The organism is Bradyrhizobium sp. BR13661 (assembly GCF_029892425.1).
GTDB lineage: Bacteria > Pseudomonadota > Alphaproteobacteria > Rhizobiales > Xanthobacteraceae > Bradyrhizobium.
Genome location: NZ_JARXWB010000005.1, coordinates 110182 through 132508 on the forward strand (window position 1 = coordinate 110182; position 22327 = coordinate 132508).

Genomic DNA, 22327 nt, shown 5'->3' on the forward strand with positions numbered 1-22327 from the left:
CAGCCGAGGCTGGCAGTTGATGAGACGCGTTGTTACGCGCCCGGCGAAACGGCGCTGCAGGCACCGGTGCCGGCAACGTTCATCGCCGACGAACCGGACGACAGCAGGGTCACCGCGGCGTTGTACCAGTTCGAGAGGCTGGTCTGGCTGATCGGCGCGAAGCCTTGGCCCGACATAATCGCGGCAGCCGAAGCGTCCGTGTAGTGGTAGGTCAGGTAGCTAAAGATGGTCTCCAGGTTGTTCGAGTCCGCCAGACCCGGAGTGTTGGTGTTCTTGAAGCACTGATAGAAGTCGAAGTAGGTGAAGCCGACCAACGGATAGGCATTGATCGACACCGGGTTCGGATTGGTGGTCTGGAGGCTCCAGTTGAGCGTGTTGGTGATGTCGTTCGCCTCCGAGACGATCGGCGGGAAGAACGGCACAGACGTGTCCATCGCGGCCGTCACGGTCGCGGAGGTCGGCGGGACGAACGCCAGAACGCCAGGAGCACCCGAATTGGCGATCGTGTAGGAGTTCTGGAGGTTCGCGTTCTTCGGACCGGTCGGAACGACCGGCTGGGTGTAGTCCGTCGTCGAGTAGCCGATCGCGCCGGTCGTGGCTTGGATCGCAGCGACAACGCCCGAGTTGCCGCTCGCGGTCGCGAAGGTGCCACCACCCGGGTTGGAGATCGTGGCGCCGCACTGGTCGGTGCCGAGATCAGGCCAGTTCATGACGGTGCTGGCGCCGACGGAAGCCGCGCTGAGCGGAGCGGTCGCGTTACAGACCGAAGTGCCGACGCCGCGGTCGGTCCAGGGGAACTGATACGACGCGACGTGCGAGTCGGTCTCGCTGTTCGGGCCGGTCACGCCAACGCACTGCGTGATCAGGGCATTGGTGGTGATGAACGTGGTGCCGCTGCCATCGGTACGATGGACGACGGTGATCGAGCCGGTGCCGAGGGTGGTGCCGCCGTTAAGCGCGGTCAGGATCGGGTTGTTCCACTTGGTGATGTGGCCCGAGAAGATGCCGCAGAGAGCCTGACGCGACAGATTGAGGCCGCTGCTGCCGCCGGTGGGGGTGGGGTTGGCAATGGTCAAACCGGTGCTGTTGAACGAGATCGTGGCAGCGCCAGCGAACGCCGGGAACTCCAGGATCTTGCCGTACTTGCTGGGGCCGCTGATGGCATTGTACTTGGCCACGTCCGAGGCCAGCCACGGATCGTCGCTGCCGGCGAACTGCAGGGCCGGATAGCCGTAGGTCGAGAAGAAGGTTGACGTGAACGGGACGGTGTTAGCGGCGCCCGGCGTCTTGATGCCCGTGCTGGTGTTGGTCGAGCCGTCGTGGTTGGCGAGGCCCTGCTTGCCGCCGCCCGAACCGACGGGAGCGAACAGGATCTGCGCGGTCCGGCCGCTGGCGTCGCCCGTAGCGCTCGGGCAGAGCGACGAGACCGGCTGCACGACGATGCCGGCATCGATCGTATGGTCGGAGCCGACGCCGTCAACCGGAATGCCCCAGCAATCCATCAGCAGGCGATAGGTCGGAGCGGCAAAGGTCGAGCCGGCACCGAAAACCTGCTGGGCGTTTGCACCGCCGGTCAGGCCGAAGCAGCCGAGGGCGACGCCCGCCAGCATGCAAGATTTGAGAGTCCGCATATCCAAATTCTCCATGGATTTTATAACGCCCCCGAAACACGTCGTCCTGATCGACAACTTGTGTAGGGTGCGCGGACCCTAGGCGGGACTTATGATGCTTTGTCCTTTGTTTTGTGAATTTATGATAAAAATCACATAACATCACGCGACACGAAATTCTCGCGCGCGCGAATGCAAAAAATCCCTGTTGATAACGGGCCGATTGATCGCATGGTCATCGTCAACGCAACGCACCAACATAATGTCGGCACACGCATATCATATTCGTCGCATTGCGCTTCCTGCGATGATCTACGCGACGCCGGCACGGCAAACCTCCGGCAATCGACTCCGCTGCGGCTCGCGGCCCGCAGGAGTTGATCGAGATGAAGCTCTCCGTCCCCGATCACAGCGGCATCGCGAAAGCGCACGAAGCGTTATGATAAGTCGGCCGATCACTGCGGCCGTGCTTGCCGCGGAATCAGACACAACGCACGTCACAGCCCTGAAACATTGATTTGTTTGGATATCATCGCCGGATCACAATGAGCGCCTTCAAAATGACTGCCATTGAATAGCTATCATTTGTCACGCGCCGTGTAAGTATCCAGTGTTTCTAATATCATAGGCCGGGCGCCACGCGGTGTCCTGAAAAGGTGGGTCGATGGGAGACCAGGCTGTTGGCGTCCAGACGGTATCCGCGGAGACCCTGCGAACCGTATCTGATATCTGGACCCGTGCACTCGGCCCGAAGGGCCGTGGCGAAAATGCGAGCCTCCTTCATATCGGCGTCGGCACGAAACGGATTTTGCGTCTCCTGGACGAGATCGAGTCTGCCTTTGGCGTGAAATTGCCGATCGGCGTTGCCCTGAAACTCGGAACAGTCGAGGCGCTTGCCGATGCCATCAAGGCTCGCCGCTGGCCGGGGCCGTCGCCGCTCGTACTATTGAAGGATGGAAGCGACGACCATCCGCCGCTCTATCTCATCGCGGGAGCGTGGGGGATCATCCTCGAAACCTGTAACCTGGCCTTGGCGATCGATCACCCAGGCAAGACCTGGGGCCTCCAGCCGCCTGGCTTCGACGGCGACGAGGCCTCGCTTGATTCCATTCAGGCTTTGGCTTCCCACTACGTTGAGCACACGTCCCGGATGAATGATCATCCGGTCAACGTGATCGGGTTCTCGTTCGGAGGACTGATCGCGCTTGAGATGGGACGCCTGCTTCATGATCAAAATCGCAGGACCGGACTGATCGGACTGATCGATACCCCTCTCGCCGAAAGGCGCTGGCCGTTCGCGAAGCGGGCTCGCTATCTGTGGGCACGCAGCACTGCGAGATTGCGTGGGCTCATTAATGTTCATGGCGAAAGACGGGCGGATGCGATCCGGAATATCTTGCGCCCCCTCCGAAATCGAATCCTCGGCGCAGTTTTCAATCGTCCGGTGTTTGCAAGTGCCTATCAGCCGACCCTCGATGTCAGGTTAAAGGCCGTGCTGGATCGCATTATCGTAGCGAACGAGAAGTACATCCCAACGGCGATCGATGTTCCAATAGTCCTGTTCAAGGCAAAACCGGATTCCAGTGACCTCGTCGATGCGGAAGAAATCTGGCGACCATACATTCGGGCGCTCGATGTGATCGAAGTTGAAGGTCGTCATGGAAACATGATCCGGCCGCCACTGGTGAAGGGCCTCGCCGCGGCCGTCGCAGGCCGCCTGAACGAGCCGGCCGAAAGGACGGTTCGATCTGCGTCAGTGTAACAAGCGGTGTGTTCATGAATCCTTCTTTCTTGCATCACAGTCACGTTGCACTCGTTTCGTTTAAGTTGGCGCGAGACCGGCCCGGAACCTAAGGGAGCGGCACGACGCATTGGCCTCCAGTTTCAAGGGGTTGAGGTGGCAAATGTCGGCGAAACTAACGCTATGTGTGGGGTAGAGATGAACGTTTCGATATCGCGGACTTATGTCGCAAGTCGTCACATGATTGCAGTCGCTCTCTCGACCGCGGCAATCGTTTCGGCGCCAGCTTCGATCCGCGGGCAAACTCTCGCAACAGATCCCCTTCAGGCCCAGATCGTGGCGCTCGACCCGGTGTTAACGCAAACCAAGAGCGATCCCGTCATCGCGAAGGTCGATAACGTTGAAATCCATCAGAGCGACCTCGCGTTGGCCGAGGAATTCCTCAGCAGGGGCCAGCCGCGAGAGGAGAAGGCCAAACGCGAGAATCTGCTGCATTTTCTGACAGACATGGTCATCATGTCCAATGCGGCCCAGAAGCGCAACGTCGCTGACGAGGCGGATATGCAGCGCATTCAGCACCGCGTGGAATTCGCGCGCAAGAAGGCGCTGATGGATACGCTGCTGCAGAAGACCGCCAGTGCGGCAATTACGGATGAGGCCGTACGTGCGGCATATCGCGAAGTCGTGTCCAAGAACCCTGCCGAGACTGAACTCCGCCTGCGCAGCATCGTATTCCTTTTCAAGGACGAGGCGGGAGCCAAGGCTGCCGAGGGCAAGGCCAAAGCTGCGTACGAGCGTATTGCCCATGGCGAGGACTTCATTGCCGTGGCCGGCGAGACTTCCGAGAGCCCAGCCGGCAAGCAGAATGGAGGAGATCTCGGCTATTTGACACGAGCCACGATGGGTCAGGAATTCGCCGACGCAGCCTTCGCCCTCAATAGCGGCGGCGTCTCCCATCCGGTGAAGACGCAGTTCGGCTGGTTTATCCTCAAAGTTGAGGACAAGCGAACGCGCGAGCCGATCTCGTTTGAAGCTGTGCGGGACAAGCTCGAGACGATGATCGCCCGCAAAGCGGAGTTGCAGCTCATCTCCGATCTGCGCTCAGAGGCAAAGATCGAGATCCTGGACACGCCTGGCACTCAAGCGCCGACCGAAGCAGCGAAGTAGTGGCACAAATCCATCGTGACGGCCGATGGGCCCGCATTCTGAACATTGGATTGCTGATTGGCGGTTTCGGCCTCGGCCAGGGATCAATCTTCGCCGCACAGACCTGGCTGGTCGCGCGAAGTGAGCTCGACCTCCTGGCGGCGTTCGGTACGAGTTTCTCGTTCGCCATCCTTGGCACGATGTTCGTGGACGCGGGTGCGATCACGGTTCTGGCCCGTCATGTTGCCCACCTTTCCGCCGGCCAAGCGTCGCGAAAGGAGATCTCCCTGATCTTCTGGGAAACCAGCCTGGTCAGGCTTATGCTCGCCCTGCTTATCGTCCTCGGTGGTGGGATCTACGCCATGGCAATCTCCGCCGAGCCATTTACATCCTTCTATGTGCTGCTAGCGTCTCCTGGTTTCCTGCTGTGCGCGATCAACGCGGCGGGCATGCTCGATGGCTTGAAGCTGAGCGGGGTCAGCGGGCTGACCGGGTCTATCATCTATGTTGTGTCAGCAGTGGCGCTGATCTTCGCGCCACATGTCTCGCGAGCAACGGCCGGTGCGTTACTTGGCGGCGTGTTCTCCATCGGCAACTTCCTTACGGTCCTTCTGCAGTGGGGCGTATTGGATCGGCATGGGCTACGCCCTGCACGCCCCGAGGTCACTCGCAGTGGGCTGATGAGATCCGTCAAAGACGGGCTTGCCATGCTCTGCGGCACTCTGCCAGGCCAGCTCTACTTCCGTTTCCAGCTGTTGCTGAGCACGACGTTCCTCGGGACCGAAATCACGGCGTTCCTGCTATATGCGAAGCAGATCGTTTCAGGCATGACTCAGCTTATCGGGTTCGTCCTGCGCGTCGAATTTCCCACTCTGGTGCAACTATTTGCCCAGCCCGACAAGCACAATCTCGCGACGATCTTCGGCGCGCAAAAGCTTGCGAGCTTTCTTGCTATTGGCTCGACGATCGCGACCCTATTCGCGGGTATTGGCTTGACATTCGCGAAACAACGCAACTTTTCTGAGGTCGGCTGGCTGCTCATCGCGTTCTCGCCGACCATCCTCACAATCTCGATCATGTGGATCGTGGCGCAGGCGCTCGCAGCCCTGAGCCGCTATACCGTCCTGGCCTTTATCATTACCATCTTTGTCGTCGTCGGAATGGTCGTAAGCTACCTTGCCCTCACGAGTTACGGCGTTTACGCGCTGATCCTCGGAGACATGGCCTCCCACGCGACTGGAATGCTGCTGCTTTATCTTTTCCTGCGCGGCGAGAAACGAGTTGATCCGCTGCCCATCGCGCGAGAGGCCTGAAAATGGCTTCTTTTTCGTCGGTACAGAGAGACAGACCATTATTCGAAACGCCGCATCAAGTCACAACCGGGGCCGCGAGCAACGTTTCGACAACGATCAGGCTCAGCTTTTACTCTGTGTACTATCTGTTGAACGTCCTCTTTTCCGCGGAGTTATTCTCGTTCGCGCTGACATTGCCGGTGTTTGTCGTCTGCTGCTTCAACATCGCAAGAATCAAGGGTAGTTACGCTAAAGCGCAAGACATGATCTGGCTCATCGTCTATCTGTTTTTCGTCATCGCGCCCTGCCAGTCCCTGAGATTGGGATATTTCGACAACAACGGGCCTGTCGGCGGTCTCTATTTCGACGACACAGAAATCATTACCGCCGAACTAATTGTCTTCGTGTTCCTCGTTGTCGCCAGCATCACGACCGTGATGGCGTCAGAACTCTACCCTGGCACGAAGCAAGCCAACTACCGACTGAACGATCACCCCCTGATCGTTCTGCTCTTGCTCAATGTGTTGGCTTTCCTTGCGGTCGTTTTGCTGGAGGGCGGTATCGGCAACGTATTGGCCGACCGACAGTCGCGATCTGATGGTGCAGATACCCCCCCAATTGCAACCGCGTTTCTTGCTCTCCAGGCGATCACTTGCTTTTTTACCTGCATCTACTTCAAGACCCGACCACGAGGATCGTTCATCGGGTCGATCGGATCTTTTCTCGCGTGCGTCTGCGTCATTCTTCTCCTGCTGGTCTCCCAGAATCCCTACAACGCAGCTCGATTTTTTCTTTTGATGGCTTACATGCCCGTGCTGTTGATATTCCTGTCGGGACGGGTACCGGTATCGCTCTTTTACGTCGGCGCGATGTTTGGGCTCATCGTTTTGATGCCGATACTGAATTTTACCAGCCGATACGGTATGTCGCTCAGCGAAGCGTCCGATCAAATCAATATATCGCAGTATATTTTCAAGGCACCGTTTATCGATGTTTTTGACATGCTCGTATATGAGATGCGGTATCTTTATAACGGACCTTCGCTGCATGACGGGCCACTTTTTTTGGGCCGCAAGACGCTTGGCATTCTCCTGTTCTTCATTCCGCGCTCAATTTGGACATCGAAGGAGACCTTGATCGCTCAGGATATGGGCGCCGAGCTGGTCCAAATGGGAACTGCAGGAACGGACAATCTTTCGTTGTTTTTTGCGGGCGAGTTTTATGCGGATTTGGGGCTGGTCGGCGTGGCGATCGGCGCCTTTTTCGTTGCCCTGTTTCTCACGATTTTCGGACTGAAGCAGTCGACGCGCATCAATGGATTGGATCTGCGTTCTTATATCTTCATGGCCGCGGCGCCGATCGTTATACGGGGGCCGATCGGGGGCGTCATTCCGCTGCTGTTCATGCAACTGATCGTGCTGGTGGCCTTGACGCGAGCTATTTGTCACCGAACGACGCTGATCACATGACCGAAAATCGCCGTTACCGCATATTGATTGTCATATCGTCGATATCACGCTCCGGCGGTGGCGTCGCCGAGGCCGCGCGGCTACTGACCAAAGCCGTTGCGGAGCCAGCGCTGGACGTCGAGGTCATGACCCTGGCCGATCGCTATTATCAGCAGGACGTTTCGAATTGGACGCCCCTGCCCGTGCGCGCCTTTCGCTTTTTCGGCACCCACCGATACGGTTTCTCACCCGGCATCCTGTTCGCGCTCTTGCGGACCGATGCCGACGTCGCGCACGTTCATGGCATTTGGACATTCCACTGTTTCGCGGTCTATCTTTGGGCTCTGTTGAAGGGAAGACCTTACGTCGTCACGCCACATGGCATGTTGGAGGCCTGGGTCCGGAAACGCTCCCCTGTTCTCAAATGGATCGTATCGTCACTCTATCAAAACCGGTTTCTGCGCAAGGCCGCGCTATTCCACGTTCTGACAGAGAGCGAGGGAATGGACGTCGCTGACTTTGCGTCGAGCCCGCGTGTACGCATCATCCCGAATTACGTCGAGCCGTTCGAGCCGGCAAACGGCTGGCCCCGCTGGTGGCGCGACGAGTTCCAGGGACGTGATATCTACCTCTATTTCGGCCGGATTCACCAACGGAAGGGCTGCATCGAGCTATGTTCCGCCTGGGATCAGCTGTGCTCCAGCGACGCCTCATTCCGGGATCGATCGGCACTCGTGTTTGGCGGGTGGATCGACGGTTTGAAGGGCTTCGAAGACCGCGTCGCCGAACTCCACAATCGGCATGGCAACGTCGTTTTCACAGGAGCTCAATACGGTGAAGACAAGAGGCGCACATTCGCCGCAGCAACCTTCTTCGTTCTGCCATCAATGAGCGAGGGCTTGCCTATGAGTGTGCTTGAGGCGTGGGCTGCGGGCAAACCGGTCTTGATGACGCCGGAGTGCAACCTGCCGGCGGGCTTTGATTCCGGCGCTGCTTTGGAGATCGGCTTTGATGAGGAAAGCATTCGGCGAGGACTGGCCTCCGCGTCATCAATGCCGCCTCAAGAACGGGCGGAAAAGTCCGATGCAGCCCGAGCCTTGATCCTGGAACGCTACAGCGCGCAAGCTGTCGCATCCAAGGCATTGGCGCTATACCGCGACGCGATGGCCCAATGACGCGCCACGCGCCAATTCTCGGCATTGGAAGCGGTCCAATGCGTATTGCGACGATAGATAGGCGGTTGCGTAGCAGGCCCCTTTGGCCTTGCCCCGATCGATCGAGCCGTCGGATACAATGCTACCCTTCAATTCGAACTGACCGGACGCGCCATGGCTGACCTTGCCGTCGTCGTTCTTACCTACAACGAAGAGCAGCATATTCTTCGCGCGCTGGAATCCGTCGCGGGCATCGCCAGCGAAGTCTTCGTTATCGACAGTTTCTCCACCGACCGAACCGTGGAGCTCGCGCGGAGTTCTGGAGCAACCGTTCTCGCGAACACGTTCATCAATCAGGCCAAGCAGTTCCAATGGGCGCTCGAAAACGCTCCGATCACCGCCACCTGGATCATGCGCCTCGATGCCGACGAAGTGATCGAGCCAGATCTGGCCGCTCGCATCAACGAGCAATTGCCTGAGCTTGGCAAGGACGTGGTCGGCGTCAACCTGAAGCGCAAGCACATCTTTCTTGGCCGCTGGATACGTCACGGCGGTCGTTATCCCCTGATCTTGCTGCGTATCTGGCGCCGCGGTTACGGTCGCGTCGAGGATCGCTGGATGGACGAACACATCTTCGTCTGGGGCGGTCGCACCGTGACATTCGACGGCGGATTTGCCGATCACAACCTGAATGATCTGACTTTCTTCACAGACAAGCATAATCGCTACGCCACGCGCGAAGCGATCGAAGTCATCAACCATCGTCGCGGGACCTCAACGCGTAACGGGAGCCCGGGCCTGCAGGATGGTTCGTCGCAGGCAGCCATCAAAAGGCGGGTCAAAGAGAAATTCTACAACCGGATCCCCTACCAGATCAGCACGCCGGCCTATTTCCTGTACCGCTATTTCATCCAGCTCGGATTTCTCGACGGCAAGGAGGGTCTCGTCTACCACAGCCTTCAAGGCCTTTGGTACCGGTTCCTGGTCGGCGCAAAAGTCGACGAGCTCGAGAATGCCATCTCCGGGATTAATGATCCCGTAGCTGTCAAAGCGGCGCTTCGCCGGTTGACCGGTCTAGCCATCGATCCTTGAAAGTTGATCCGTCGTGTCCATCAGATTCAGCTCGCAGCCATATCCGACGACGCGGCGTCGTCGCAGACTCGCGCTCCCGCACTTCTTTGCAGTTCTCGCAAGCGTGCAGCTTATGTGCTGCGCCAGCGTGCTCGCGCAGCCGACGGTGTTCTGGTTCAACGATCCTGTCGGCCCCGACGATACCGTCGTCGTGACGGGCGACGCCCTCGACAAGGTCACCGGCGCGACGGTTAGCCGCCTGCAAGATGCGGAATCCGGCGCCGGGTCGACGGCTGCGAAGGCGGTCGACATTCTTCAACCAAATTCGCAATCTCTGAAATTCGTAATTCCAAAGGACTTCGCTGCTGGACTCTATCATTTCACGCTTCGCTATCCGGACGGCGCGTTTTCCGCCAACCTCAACTTGCCGACCGTCTATTGGACACAGGGCAATCTCGGCGAGGCCGCCTCTCCCGGTGAATGGCTGCGGATATTCGGCCGCAACATCGTCCGACGCCCCGACCGTGCAAGGCTCGTGCTCACGCCCGATGGCGGAGGCGCCGCTGTCAAACCTACTCTGACTGCCGGCGGCATGTGGCAAGCCACGTTCCAATTGCCCAACGACGCGAAGGCGGGACGGTATCTTGCACGGCTGTCCAACGGCGATGGGGGTGATGGCGAATGGGTCGATGCCGGCTCGATCGAGGTTCGTGCGTCCGCTCCGGACCAGAGCCCGTCGTTCGACGTTCGCGCTTATGGCGCGGTGGGCGACGGCAAGGCCAACTGCACTCGTGCAATCCGGCTGGCGCTGGAAGCAGCCAGTGAAAAGGGCGGAGGAACTGTTTACTTCCCACGCGGCCGATATCTGATTTCAGAGACGCTCGTCATTCCGCCAGGCGTCAGTATCCGCGGTGAGCGCATCGATCTGGTCAATCTGGTCTTCCCCGACTTCACAGACGCCCCGGACGTCCTGATCAAGGGGACTTCGCGCTTTTCAATCGAAGACCTGACGATTTACGCCTCGAACCACGGCCATATCATTTCCGGAGGATTGATCGGCAATGAGCCGGCGCCAGACGCCTCTGACATTGCGATCAGGCGCGTGCGAATTCGCGCCTCTGCATTTCGTGGGCACATGACGCCGCAGGAGACCTTTCAGCGGATGGGAACGCTCCAAATGCGCTACCCTTCTTCTCCGGACAGCATTCGATTGAGCGGCGACCGGATCGTCGTGTCCGACTGCGACGTCGTCGGTTCGGGCCGATCGCTTTACTTCTTGAAAGTCAGCAACGGCGTTGTCTCCGGCAACATCCTGAACAACGGGCGCTTTGGCTGGTATTCGATAACGGGATCGAACCGCATCATCTTCGAGAACAACACGATTGGTGCGGCCGACCTGCAAGGCACGGGCGGCGGAATCAACACGCTCTCGAACGCAGTCAGCGCGTCCGAGAATATCTTTGTCGGCCGCAATACGTTCAAGGGCATGATCGGAGGTGATCGAGAGGCCGTGACCACCGACGGGCCAGGCGGCTACTATTTCGGCGGTGCTCAGAGCACCGCGCCCAACCAGATATCCCTGCTCGGCGCCCTCAACGACCGCGTCGTCAGTTCGAAATGGGCAGGTGCAGTCGTCATGGTTGTCGACGGCACCGGCGCGGGACAAATGGCGCGCGTCGCGGAGTTCACGCTAGCCCCAGCGCCGTCGCAAATGGCCATAACACTTGACCGACCCCTTCAGGTCAGCCTGGATGCAACGTCGGTCATTTGCATCAACCAGATGCAACAAAACTACCTGATCATCGACAATCAGTTCGAAGACACCGGAGTTGCAGCGCAGACCTACGGCACGGCCCTGAATCACGTGATCGCCGGCAACCGGTCGGTCAGGACAGGCGGGTTCTATGCGCGCGCGGGCATATATTTCCATTTTCAGCCGGGCTGGCAGATTCAACTGCTCGATAACCGCATTGTGGAGGGCAACTCGTATCAGGCTGGTCCGGATCGCGAGATATCCTCAGGGGAAGCTGTTGTCGCTGTCCAGGGCATCCAGCCCGACAACAAACCAAATCGACCCCCGCTGCTCCGCGCGATCGTGGTGCGTGGCAACCAGCTCGTCCAGGATTCCCACATCGAAGTCAAAGGCGTTTCACCGGCCTCGCCGGGCATTCGCGATATCATCATCGAGGGAAATACGATTAGTGCGTCACGAGGGGGAGCTGTCCTGATGGACCGCGGCGTCATTTTGCAAATCGAACGGCGAAACGGCACGAACGGTCTTTCCAGGTAAGGATGCCGTGACCATGGTGCGGAAACTACGGCGCGCGAGGAATGGTCAGGTCTATGGTTGACAGCAGCCATATGCTCCAGAGAGCCATGTCGTTGCACCAATCGGGTAACCTGGTGGACGCCGGGAGGCTCTACCGCCAAGTCATCAGGAAGAGCCCAGGCAACATCCACGCCCTCCACTATCTCGGAGCGATCGAGGCCGCGGCGGGGAATATCGAGCGAGCGAAGTCTCTGATGGCACGCTCGCTTTCGACAAGCCCGCCTAACCTCATGTTCGTCGAGAACTACGCGACTTTGCTGTGCCAGGCGGGCGATTTCGAGAATGCCATCCTGGTCTGCCGGAAGGGTCTTCAGCTCAACAAGACTAGCGCAATCCTGCTGCTCAACAGCGGCATGGCATTGTTCAAGACCGGGCAGCTTCCGGATGCGCTCCGACAATTCGACGAACTGCTCCTGCTTCACAAGGAGCACCTTGGCGCGCTCAACGAACGTGGCTCGGTACTGGCCTCCATGAAGCAACATGAGGCCGCCCTGGAGAGCTTCGGCCGCGCGCTCATGGTCGATCCGGGGTTTGTCGACGCCCACATCAACAGCGGAACGGTATACTGGAACTTGCAGCGTTATGAGGAAGCGCTCGCGTGCTATTCCAAGGCGGCGTCGCTCAATCCGGGAGCTGCGATCGCCTGGCTTGGTTGCGGCAGCGTCGCCAGCGCCTTCAAACGCTACGACGAGGCTCTTGCGGCCTACGACAAGGCCATCGCGATCGACCCAAGCCTCTCCGAGGCATGGCTCGCGCGCGGAAATTTGTTCTTTTCGCTGACCCGATATGACGAAGCCACTGCGGCTTATGAGCGGGCGCTGTCCCTGAATGCCCGCCTCGCGACTGCCTGGCTGGGCAAGGGCAATGTTCTCTATACACTCAGATTTTATGACGACGCCCTGGCTGCTTACGACAAGGCGCGGGTATTGCAGCCTGACCTCGCCGATGCATGGTTCGGCTGTGGCAATGTCTTGGAAGGGCTGAAGCGCTACAGCGAGGCGCTGTCGGCCTACGAGCGCGCGATTTCCATAGAGCCTGACCGCCCAGGCTGGGAGAGCTCTCGTATCCGGATGAAGATGCAGCTCTGCCTGTGGCGCGATCTTGACGACGATTTTGACCGGCTGATTTCCCTGAGCCGGGCCGGGAAACTGGTCTCGCATCCCCTCGAGTTTCTCAGTGTTCCGTCATCTTCGGAAGATCAGCTTCACTGCGCCAGGCAGTGGATCGAAAAGCGGTATCCCGCCTCAAATACGCCGCTCTGGCGGGGCGAGCGGTATTGCCATGAACGCATTCGGCTCGCCTATGTTTCCGCGGACTTCAAGCCGCATCCGGTCGCCTTTGTGATGGCGGGGATGTTCGAGCAGCACGATAAGTCCCGCTTCGAGATAACGGGAATATCGCTCGGATCCGGCGGAGATTGGGATATTCGGCGCCGGCTGGAGCGTTCCTTCGAGCATTTCATCGACGCAGGCGAGCAGAGCGACCAGCAAATCGCTGAACTCATCAAGGAACGGGAAATCGATATCCTGGTGGACCTGAACGGTTTGACCGGCGGTGCGCGACCGGGCATTTTTGCCAGGCGATGCGCGCCGATCCAGATCAACTACATCGGTTATCCGGGAACGTCGGCCGCAGAGTACATGGATTACATCATGGCCGACCGGATCGTGATCCCCGAGGATCAACGGCCGTGCTACGCGGAAAAGGTCGCCTACCTCCCACACAGCTACCTGGTCAACGACGCGACGTTGGCAATTTCGGACCTTGCGGTCACGCGCGCGGAATTCGGGCTTCCGTCACATGGTGTGGTATTTTGTTGTTTCAACAACGCCTACAAGATAACGCCCGGCGTTTTCGACTCCTGGATGCGGATCCTCGACCGGGTCGAAGGAAGCGTCTTGTGGCTGTCAAATGACAATCCTGAGGCGACGCGCAATCTGCAAAGCGAGGCCGTTGCGCGACGCATCAACGCCGAGCGATTGGTTTTCGCCGAAAGGATGCCGCTCCTGGCCGATCACCTGGCGAGACATCGCCTGGCCGACATATTTCTCGATACTCTGCCCTACAACGCCCATGTGACGGCTTGCCATGCTCTGTGGGCCGGTGTGCCCGTGCTGACCTGTCTCGGCGAAACGTTCGCCGGAAGAGTGGCGGCGAGCCTGTTGCAAGCGATTGATCTTCCCGAGCTCGTGACGACGACGCCCCAGGCCTATGAAGCCCTTGCGATCGAGCTTGCTCAGCAACCTGCCAGGTTGAAGGAAATCAAGCGCAAGCTGGCCAGCAATCGCCTGACGACGCCCTTGTTCGACACCCGGCTTGCCACCGCGCATGTCGAGGCACTGCTTTTGAAGATGTACCAGCGCCACAGCGCCGGCCTGCCACCAGATCACATTTCCGTCTGAGCAAAGAACGCCGGTTTGCTCCGGCCGGCGCTCCTCCGTTGCCGACGGAGGAGCGTTTGAATTCGGCTCTCCTCTTGCCGAAAATTCAGGTTCGCCGCTTGATATCATTTACATGTGAATTCATCGCGGACGGAGTTATCCGGCTGTTAATATGTTCATCGATAACAAATAACGTCATTAATATGTTATTAGGCATCATTACGGTTCCACGAACAGCAGATCACCATGCGGATGCGCAGGGTAATCGCGGGCTGACTCCCAATAAAATCAGCGTTTCCAGCCGACGAAGCGCGATGCAGAGAGACTTTTGCTCATGCGCATTCTGTTTTGCGGGATCAACTATGCACCCGATCTAGTAGGTGTCGCGAAGTACAATTCCGAACTCTGCGAAGGCTTGGTGGCACGCGGTCATGAGGTTCGGGTTCTAACCGCCCCCCCATATTATCCCGACTGGAGCATTCGACCGGAGTATCGTTCGCTGTGGTATAATGTTGAAACATTGAATGGTGTCCAGGTTACCCGTTCACCAATCTATGTGCCAAGCCAACCGTCGGGATCCAAACGGCTTTTGCACCACGCCTCCTTTTCGATTTCGAGCCTCGCGCCGATGCTTTTGAAGGCAGTTCGGTGGCGTCCCGACGTCGTTTTCACTGTCGCGCCGTCCTTGCTCTCGGCGCCCATCGCAGCGCTAGCCGCATGGACTATCGGCGTTCCCGCCTGGCTGCATGTTCAAGACCTTGAGATCGACGCAGCATTCGAGCTCGGTCTGCTGCGGAACGATATTCTCCGCCGGTTGGGGCTTGGCTTCGAGCGCGAAATATTTCGCTCGTTTGATCGCGTTTCGACGATTTCTCCCCAGATGGTCAGCCGACTCGAGCGCAAGGGCGTCGATGCGGAAAGGCTACTGCAAATTCGGAACTGGAGCGATTTGAGCATGATCGTTCCGGGCGACAGGGACACTCGCCTTCGTGCCAGTCTCGGGCTGAAGACCGCCGATACCGTGGTGCTTTATTCCGGCGCGATATCGGAAAAGCAAGGCCTGGAGCTGATCGTGACGGCGGCCGCCGCAACGCGCGACAGTCACCCTTCGATCCACTACATCCTGTGCGGAAATGGTCCAAAGAAACAGGATTTGGTCGAACTGGCACGCGGGCTACCCAACGTGCATTTCATCGACCTTCAACCCGTGGAGCGCTTTTCGGAGCTCCTCAATACTGCCGACATTCACTGCATGCCGCAGAAAGCGCAGGCTGCAGATCTTGTACTCCCCTCCAAGCTCTCCGGCATGTTGGCTTCGGGGCGGCCAATTATCGTGATGGCCGATCCCGGCACCGGGATCGCACTCGAGACGCAGGACGCGGGGTTGGTGGTCCCGCCAGGGGACGCGGGCAAATTGGCCGGCGCCGTCATGACGCTTGCAGAGAACGCATCGCTGCGCCGGCGTCTGGGCGTAGTTGGCCGCACGCGGGCGGAGCAGAACTGGGATCGTGCAACGATCATTGGATTGATCGAGCAGGAGTTCGCAACGCTCTCGCCGCGCTCCGAGCGTTTCAAGCCGAGGTCCGTTGCCAGGAAACGTGGCCTGCTGGACGAGGCGCTACGCGGCAGCACAATGGTGGCCCGCCCACCACTGTGATCTCGGATTTGCGCCATCGGCGCCATTCAGTCCTCTGGTGCGGCGCGGTGGCGCGAGTTCGCAGCGCGGCGCAGGCGGCCTCGCGAAAGAAACTCGAGGTCCCCTCTCCCGCCGCGGCACATTCGGCTCACCGCGAAAGAGCTTTCCTCCCGACTACTGCTTCGCCTGACGCGGGATAAGACGGGTAAACGGATTCTCTCCGGGCGGCGGTGGCTGGGGCCGATCGCCGCCGGTCATTCCAGGCGGCTTCCCGGCGCCCGATGGCGGGGGCTCTGCTTTGTTGGGGAAAGGCAACGCCGCAACCGGCGTACCTCCCAACCCAACGTTGGCTTTTCTCACATCAGGCGGCGGCAAGGTCAGCACGGCCACCCGCGTGCCGTTTCCAAACATGACCTGTTGCCGCTGAACCGCACGGAGGATCCAGCCCTGATGGTACTCACCTGTCTTCAACAGCACGTTCTTGCCCGCCGCATCCCGAAATAGACCAATGCCAGTATCGGTCCCGGTGACTGTCCCGACCAGCGAGAGCTCTGGCTTTTCGGGTTCTGGGGGTGGCGGGGGCGGCGGCGGAGCCTTTGGTTCGACGGCCGCAGCAACGGGTGGCGGCGGACGTCGCGACAATGAAAACAGAGGGCGCGCACGGGTCTCGTTCAGCGACCCAAGCGAGATGCCAGCGAGCGGATTACCTCGCAGGGCCTGTGATGGCCGGGATGCCGGCGCAACGCCTCTCGTCTCGGCTCGGCCCTGCTTCGGCGCCACGACTTCCCTCGGATCAGAGACTAGCGGAGACTCCACAGCCGCGCCGGCACTTCCCGTGAGCATCAGGCCGGTCAATAGAACGACGCTGGGCCGTATCATTTCGCAACTTTCCATAATTCGGGGTCTCCAGCAGCATCGGAAACTCCGAGTTCTTGGGTGGGCCGCGAAGCAGCCCGCGATCTGGCGTTACATATCATACTTATACCGACGTACCGCGCCGCAATGATATCAAGCCGCATCGTACCAGGCAGCTCTCAGAGGCGCTCCATATCCGCAACTCAGCGATCACTCGCCTGCTGGCAAGGCCTCGTTCAGCGCGCGCAGATCTGAAAGTGCGGTCGCGAACCCCAACCCTCGGCAAATCCGATCGCAAAACTCGCACGCCAGCCATCGGAGTTACCAAAGCGCCCAGTGATATGGCGGCGCGTTTTACGCTGGCATTGTTATTGAAAATATGACGTTAAGTCTCAGTCATTTGCTGCTGAGCGGACTAGGCCATGATGACTTTTCCAACGGCAGTTTGTTGCCGTTCGCAGGGGGGAAACGGACCTCGCCGGCGGACTGCTCCGCCCCTCGCTGCGGCAAAGCGAGAATGACGGCTTCCTGATCTTTCTCCAAAGTCGCTTCCCGGCCTTGAATCAATCGCAGGTTCCAGCCCCGATAACTCTCGCCCATCCTCAGCCGGAGTGCCGCTTGGGTCATTTGATCAAGGAAGAGGCCGAAACGTTCGTCGCTGCTAACGACCGTGCCGATCAATGATAGCTGCGGACGTTCGGGATCTCGCGGTTTCTGTACCGCGGCCGGCTGCGCAATCGGGGTCGGCGCGACAGCAGCGATCGGTGGCCGCCGTTCCGGCGAGAACATTGGCCGGTCGCGCGTGGCTGAAAGGGCCGAGAGCGGAAGAGCCCACAGCGGATTGGCGCCAAGCGGTCGTTCCGGTGGGGGGGCGGGCGTGACTTGCGGCACGACAACACGGATCGGGGGGGCGGGCTTGTCCCAGATGGTCGATACCGCGGCAGATCTGCTAGCGCGTTCATCGTCGTCCAACTCGTCCGCCGCGCCGGACGTCAGCGCACGGGCGCCATACGCAGACATCAGCAGGATGACGATGCCCACTGCCCCCCGAAGCATCATTTGGTCTCCTGCCATTGCCCGGACACTGCCAGCAAGGTCCGCAGTTTTCCGCTTCCCGAACCGGAAGCAGACGTCGCAGCCTGAACCGCGAGCTGATCAACAAACAAGAACGGCATGCCGGCCTCGAGGTCGTAAAGCAGCTTCTGCAATCCCGCCTGATCGATTTCGCAACTCACCAGGATGCTGAGAAATCCTGCCTTGGCATGCGGGCTTTTCAACTCGAGTTGAGATGACAGAACATTGCCGCCGAATTTGGTGACTGAACCCGCGACACGCTGGATAAGGGCGGCACCGGCGACTGTAACTGTCGCTCCTTCGAGAAATGGCGAGCCCGAACGCACGTCCGCATCCGTCGACTTCCTCCCGGTGGCCGTCGCGTGGCCTTCGAGTTGCTCGAGCATCGCGGCCGACGAGGCGACTTCAGCGCGCTGACTGGCGAGACCCGCGATCGAGATGATCACGGCGAACAGCAGTGAAATTACGAGAGCCACGTACACGGTCGCCGCCAACAAAGGCGACGCCACGAATGTCTTTCTCAAGACCGCAACGACATTCATGTGCCAGATCCAAAGTACGGTGTGATGCGCGCTTCGATGTGAAAGCGCTCGCCTGGATCGTTCTGTCCGCGCGTGGTGGGCGCGAAGAACGTTGCCCGGGAGAATTGCGGCGACTGCTCAATCAGTCGGATGAGCGACGGTGCGTCCTGCGAAATGCCAACAACCTGGACCTTGTCGCCCTCGATCCGCAGCTCCGTGACATAGGTGTTGTCCGGCAAGGCCCTGGACATCGATTCAAGCACCATGACGCTGGAAGGCGTGGTCTGCTTCCGCTTTGCAAGCAGTTCCTGTGCCGATCCGCCTATAGCATTCTGGCTGAGACGCAACGACGCGCGCCGTTCCGAGATCCGTCGCAAAAGCTGCTGATTCTCGTCCTCGAGCGCTCCGCCCTCGTAGACCGAAGCTGCCTGCGCAACCAGAGCCGCGAGCCCGCAACATAGTATCGTGATGCGCAAGATGCGCGGCAAATCGATCTTCTGACCGAAGGCGCTCTGCAACGGTACCTCGAAGATCCTGAACCTGTCTGGCGTGCCCAGGTCGGGCGGCGGTTCGGCAAACGCGGCGACAGATGCTGCACCCATATCGCTCACGAACCGGACGAGCGGCTGAATTCTCGTTCTCGACGTCGCAGCAAGCGTGAGCTGGATTCGATCATTCGTGAGGTCGGATGGCGAGCTCCAGCTGAAGGCGGCATCGCTCGCGGTCCACGGCGTCAATCGATCGATCTGCGCGCGGATCATGCCATCGAGGAAATCCGCCGCCTGTTTCGGAAAGTCCAGAGGTCGAAACAGGACTTTGCCCGGCTTCACGAGGATTTCGACCCGGCTGCCGCGAAGCGCCTTCTCCCAATCAGCCGGAAGCGCTGGGACTGGCTGGCCGCTCGAAAGTCGAAAGGACAGATCCGGCAAGGAAGGGCCCTTCCGAACAGGCGCCATTCTTGCCGTCAACATATCGTCGTCGCCTTCGATCAACGACACCAGCGGTTGGGACAAGAGCCGCCCGCCGACAGAATTGATGGTCCGAGCAACGACCGCAATCCACTCTTCAAACAGCTCTTTGAATTCAGCGATCATGGTCAACCACCCGCTAGCCTTCGTGGACCTCTGTCGACGGCCGTCACGTCATCCTGCCAAGACAGAATTTGATAAGGATCTTCCTTACCGCCCAGTCTGATCACAACTTCCGACGCCGTTCGACGGCCCGAAGCGAACTTGATGGTCGTCAGGATCCGAAAGATATTGCTCTTTTCGATCCCTGCTTCTTTCTGCGCCGGACCGAGCGCTGCTGCGATCGCCGCTTGATCCTTTCCCAGGGTTGGCCGCTCTTTCAGGAACCCGTCCACCCCCGACGGCGTCATGCCCGGCAGCGCGGCAATGACTTCGGGCGCAGCCACCAGCACATCGACCTTGGACGCCCCTGTAAAAACCGTGACGAACGGCAGAGCGCGCTCGACCAGAACCGGGGGCATCCCAAGGACCAGCGCCAGTTCCTTCGCATGGGCGAACGGCGCCTGACGGGGAGAATAGGCAAGACCTGCGGCGCGGTAGAGCGAAGGCTCATTATCAGCGGAATCCGCTTTCGGAACAGACCGCCAGGCGACGATGCGTTCGGCATACTGGTCGGCTTGCTCCCGATCCGCCCCAAGGACCGAGAGCAGGTTGGCCAGGAACTGCTTCGACGCCCCATTGAGATCGATACGCCCCCCCTCCGACACGAACGAGACGACGACATCACCGTGACCCAATCGAAACTGGAAGGATCCATCCGCAGCCCGCTCGTTGGGCTTCGACAACAACAGCTGATAGGCCGTCAGCTCGACACTTGCCGAAACCAGTCCCTCGGCCTCGACTGCGGTATCACTCACTGCAAGCGCTTGCGCCGTATTGGAGAGATAAATCGCAAAAATGGTGGCCAGCGCCGCCAGTGCCGCCAGGATCCAAAGCACGGCGACAATGATGAAGCCCTGCTCTGCCGCAACATCGGTGCGGTTGGATTTCGGGATCATTGCGTTCTGTCCTGCGCAGCCGCAGCGTCTGCGGCAGGCTTCGGAGCATCCTTGGCATCCTCCGTCGCCTTGTTTGGATCTACGGCCGGTGCCTCGGCGTGGATCGACACCACCGTCGAGACTGACAGCACACGGTCGGTTGCAGCATCGCGAACCGTCAGAGCGATTGCAGCCGGCAATTCCTTCTCGTGCCAGCTGTTCTTCCAGGCCCGATCGCGCCCCGCATAGGCAAAAGACAGCCGAAGCGGCGCGCGCATCAGCACGACCGGATCGCCGAACTGGATCTGCTCGGACAGCGACGAGGCTGGCTGGAGCACCCTGAACGGCGACTTCGAACGGACCGTCACAAGGCCGCTGCGATCGGTGGTCTCACCGATCCGGACGATGTCTAGTCCTGGCCCGACATTGGGTCCTAGCGCCGTTCGCACAAAGATCACGGACTTTTCCGAGCCCTCGAACAGCAACTGGTCGCGATTGGCCGGCATATACTCCGAGGCAGCAAGGTCGTCGCAAATTCTCTGCAACGCAAGGCTGACGCTTTCGGTGCGCTGAATGCGGTCAAAGCCGCGATTCCAGCTCGGCAACCATTGCGAGGTAATGTTCGCAAGGGCCGACAGCACCAGGCCCATCAATGCCAGAGCAACCAGCGTCTCGATGAGCGTGAAGCCATCCTTGCCCTGCCCGCTGTTTGTGACCGAGCTTCTCATTGACGCGGCGTACCCACCAGGCGAACCGTTTGAAGATCGTATTCGGCGCCAGAAGCCGATCGCACGCGAATTTTGACGAGATGCGGAACAAAGGGGGCATCGGTATCCGGCGCAATCCAGTCGCTCATGGGGCTGATCTCTATCCGCCATTGATAGCCGTCGATCGCGCCCGACAACGCCCCGGGTCCGAGTTCCTTGCGCAGCGGAATTTGAGCATTCATGATCCGCCGTGCCGACTGCACCAGGGCAACATGCTCTCCCATCGACTGCACGCCGCGCGCGTTCGCAGACATGACCGACGCTATGGCAACGATAGAGACGGCCACGATCGCCAGCGCGATCAAGACCTCGATAACCGTGAAGCCGGCTTCAGACTCGTCAATCCGTGGTGACACTGCGCGAGACAATCTCGATCCTCCCGGTCAGCCAGTTAACCCGAACCTCGTAGCCTGCATCGAGCCGCGTCAGCGCGATTGTGCCGCCACACGACATGCCGTTTGCAAAAAAGCTGATTGTCGAAAGCGACGCACGCTGCCGGCAGCTCTGCGGCAACAGAGCGTCAAAACGAACGTCGTCCGGGATACGGATGCTTTCCGACGTCGTGCCGGAGCGGATCACACGTGACCCTGCATCCACGAGCGTGGTGACGTCCACTCCGCGCCGCATTGCCGCGATGCGATCGGCCTTCAGGAGCGTCGCGGCCTCAACGGCATAAGCCTGCAGGCGCGCACGGGACGTCTGACGTGGAACGAGAGGCAACAGCACCGCGGCCAGCATCGCGATGATCGCGATCACGCAGACCATCTCGATCAGCGTAAAGCCGTGCTCGGCCTCGCTATTCATTTTTGGCGCTCTTCAGGTTCTCCAGCGAAATATCGCTCGCAGTGCCGGTGCCGCCCTCCTGGCCGTCGGAACCATAAGACATGATATCATAGGGTCCGCGCTCTCCCGGCGACCGATAAACATACGGTTTGTTCCAGGGATCGCTGGGGACGGCACCACCTTTGAGATACGGCCCATTCCAGCCGTCGACGCCCGGTGTCGGCTGCACCAGTGCGACCAGTCCTTCCGCCGTTGACGGGAAGCGGCCAGCGTCAAGGTAGAACAGATCGAGCGCGCTGCTGAAGCTCTGCAGCTGGATCTTCGCGGCCTTGACCCTCGACTCGCTGAGATAGTTCAGGACACGAGGGCCGATCAGGCCCATGATCAGGCCGATGATCGTGATCACGACGAGCATTTCGACCAATGTAAAGCCCTGCTGACCCGGATTGTCCCGATACCTGCGGCGCGGACGCAGCGCAAAAAACAGGTTCGCTTGCTTGTTCGAATTCATGGC

18 protein-coding genes are annotated in these 22327 nt (G+C 59.6%); 9 read left to right on the forward strand and 9 right to left on the reverse strand.

Translation table 11 applies throughout. From position 1 onward, the window contains the following. Positions 1-32: 32 nt before the first annotated feature. Positions 33-1631, reverse strand: coding sequence for a substrate-binding domain-containing protein (locus M2427_RS10185; protein ID WP_280706146.1), 1599 nt, complete (start codon positions 1629-1631; stop codon positions 33-35). A gap of 643 nt (positions 1632-2274) precedes the next feature. Here M2427_RS10185 and M2427_RS10190 point away from each other — a divergent pair. The 9 genes from M2427_RS10190 to M2427_RS10230 all read left to right on the forward strand — a co-directional run bounded on the left by M2427_RS10190 (position 2275) and on the right by M2427_RS10230 (position 15829). Then, complete coding sequence (locus tag M2427_RS10190) at positions 2275-3372, forward strand: thioesterase domain-containing protein (RefSeq protein ID WP_280706147.1); 1098 nt, start codon at positions 2275-2277, stop codon at positions 3370-3372. A 135-nt stretch (positions 3373-3507) separates the two neighbouring features. After that, a complete protein-coding gene (locus M2427_RS10195; RefSeq protein ID WP_280706148.1) occupies positions 3508-4518 on the forward strand; it encodes a peptidylprolyl isomerase in 1011 nt (336 codons plus the stop codon). Continuing rightward, entirely contained in the window at positions 4518-5810 is a 1293-nt protein-coding gene (locus M2427_RS10200; RefSeq protein WP_280706149.1) for a hypothetical protein, read from the forward strand. The genes M2427_RS10195 and M2427_RS10200 overlap by 1 nt, the downstream gene beginning before the upstream one ends. A 2-nt stretch (positions 5811-5812) precedes the next feature. Then, the gene (locus tag M2427_RS10205; RefSeq protein ID WP_280706150.1) at positions 5813-7258 is read left to right on the forward strand and encodes a hypothetical protein; all 1446 of its coding nucleotides are present in this window, start codon (positions 5813-5815) and stop codon (positions 7256-7258) included. Then, entirely contained in the window at positions 7255-8412 is a 1158-nt protein-coding gene (locus M2427_RS10210) for a glycosyltransferase (RefSeq protein ID WP_280706151.1), read from the forward strand. The genes M2427_RS10205 and M2427_RS10210 overlap by 4 nt, the downstream gene beginning before the upstream one ends. A 153-nt stretch (positions 8413-8565) precedes the next feature. Next, a complete protein-coding gene (locus M2427_RS10215) occupies positions 8566-9483 on the forward strand; it encodes a glycosyltransferase family 2 protein (protein ID WP_280706152.1) in 918 nt (305 codons plus the stop codon). 13 nt (positions 9484-9496) lie between these two features. Beyond that, a complete protein-coding gene (locus M2427_RS10220) occupies positions 9497-11752 on the forward strand; it encodes a glycosyl hydrolase family 28-related protein (protein ID WP_280706153.1) in 2256 nt (751 codons plus the stop codon). A 53-nt stretch (positions 11753-11805) separates the two neighbouring features. Further along, on the forward strand, positions 11806-14193 hold the full coding sequence (locus M2427_RS10225; protein ID WP_280706154.1) for a glycosyltransferase family 41 protein: 2388 nt from the start codon (positions 11806-11808) through the stop codon (positions 14191-14193). Between the two features lie 313 nt (positions 14194-14506). After that, on the forward strand, positions 14507-15829 hold the full coding sequence (locus M2427_RS10230; RefSeq protein WP_280706155.1) for a glycosyltransferase WbuB: 1323 nt from the start codon (positions 14507-14509) through the stop codon (positions 15827-15829). A 1230-nt stretch (positions 15830-17059) separates the two neighbouring features. On the opposite strand, the gene M2427_RS10235 is transcribed toward M2427_RS10230, so the two are convergent. Genes M2427_RS10235 through gspG form a run of 8 tightly spaced genes read right to left on the reverse strand, consistent with a single transcriptional unit; the run spans position 17060 to position 22324 of the window. Next, entirely contained in the window at positions 17060-17722 is a 663-nt protein-coding gene (locus M2427_RS10235) for a hypothetical protein (protein ID WP_280706156.1), read from the reverse strand. After that, positions 17719-18279, reverse strand: coding sequence for a type II secretion system protein GspM (gspM, locus tag M2427_RS10240; protein WP_280706157.1), 561 nt, complete (start codon positions 18277-18279; stop codon positions 17719-17721). The genes M2427_RS10235 and gspM overlap by 4 nt, the downstream gene beginning before the upstream one ends. Next, on the reverse strand, positions 18276-19352 hold the full coding sequence (locus M2427_RS10245; protein WP_280706424.1) for a PilN domain-containing protein: 1077 nt from the start codon (positions 19350-19352) through the stop codon (positions 18276-18278). The genes gspM and M2427_RS10245 overlap by 4 nt, the downstream gene beginning before the upstream one ends. A gap of 2 nt (positions 19353-19354) precedes the next feature. Continuing rightward, positions 19355-20284 (reverse strand): type II secretion system protein GspK, encoded by a 930-nt coding sequence (locus M2427_RS10250; protein WP_280706158.1) that lies wholly within the window; start codon positions 20282-20284, stop codon positions 19355-19357. Then, on the reverse strand, positions 20281-20991 hold the full coding sequence (locus M2427_RS10255; RefSeq protein ID WP_280706159.1) for a type II secretion system protein: 711 nt from the start codon (positions 20989-20991) through the stop codon (positions 20281-20283). The genes M2427_RS10250 and M2427_RS10255 overlap by 4 nt, the downstream gene beginning before the upstream one ends. Next, entirely contained in the window at positions 20988-21398 is a 411-nt protein-coding gene (locus M2427_RS10260) for a prepilin-type N-terminal cleavage/methylation domain-containing protein (RefSeq protein WP_280706160.1), read from the reverse strand. The genes M2427_RS10255 and M2427_RS10260 overlap by 4 nt, the downstream gene beginning before the upstream one ends. Then, complete coding sequence (locus M2427_RS10265) at positions 21370-21834, reverse strand: prepilin-type N-terminal cleavage/methylation domain-containing protein (RefSeq protein WP_280706162.1); 465 nt, start codon at positions 21832-21834, stop codon at positions 21370-21372. The genes M2427_RS10260 and M2427_RS10265 overlap by 29 nt, the downstream gene beginning before the upstream one ends. Continuing rightward, a complete protein-coding gene (gspG, locus tag M2427_RS10270) occupies positions 21827-22324 on the reverse strand; it encodes a type II secretion system major pseudopilin GspG (protein ID WP_280706163.1) in 498 nt (165 codons plus the stop codon). Before gspG ends, M2427_RS10265 begins: the two co-directional genes overlap by 8 nt. Between the last annotated feature and the right edge of the window lie 3 nt (positions 22325-22327).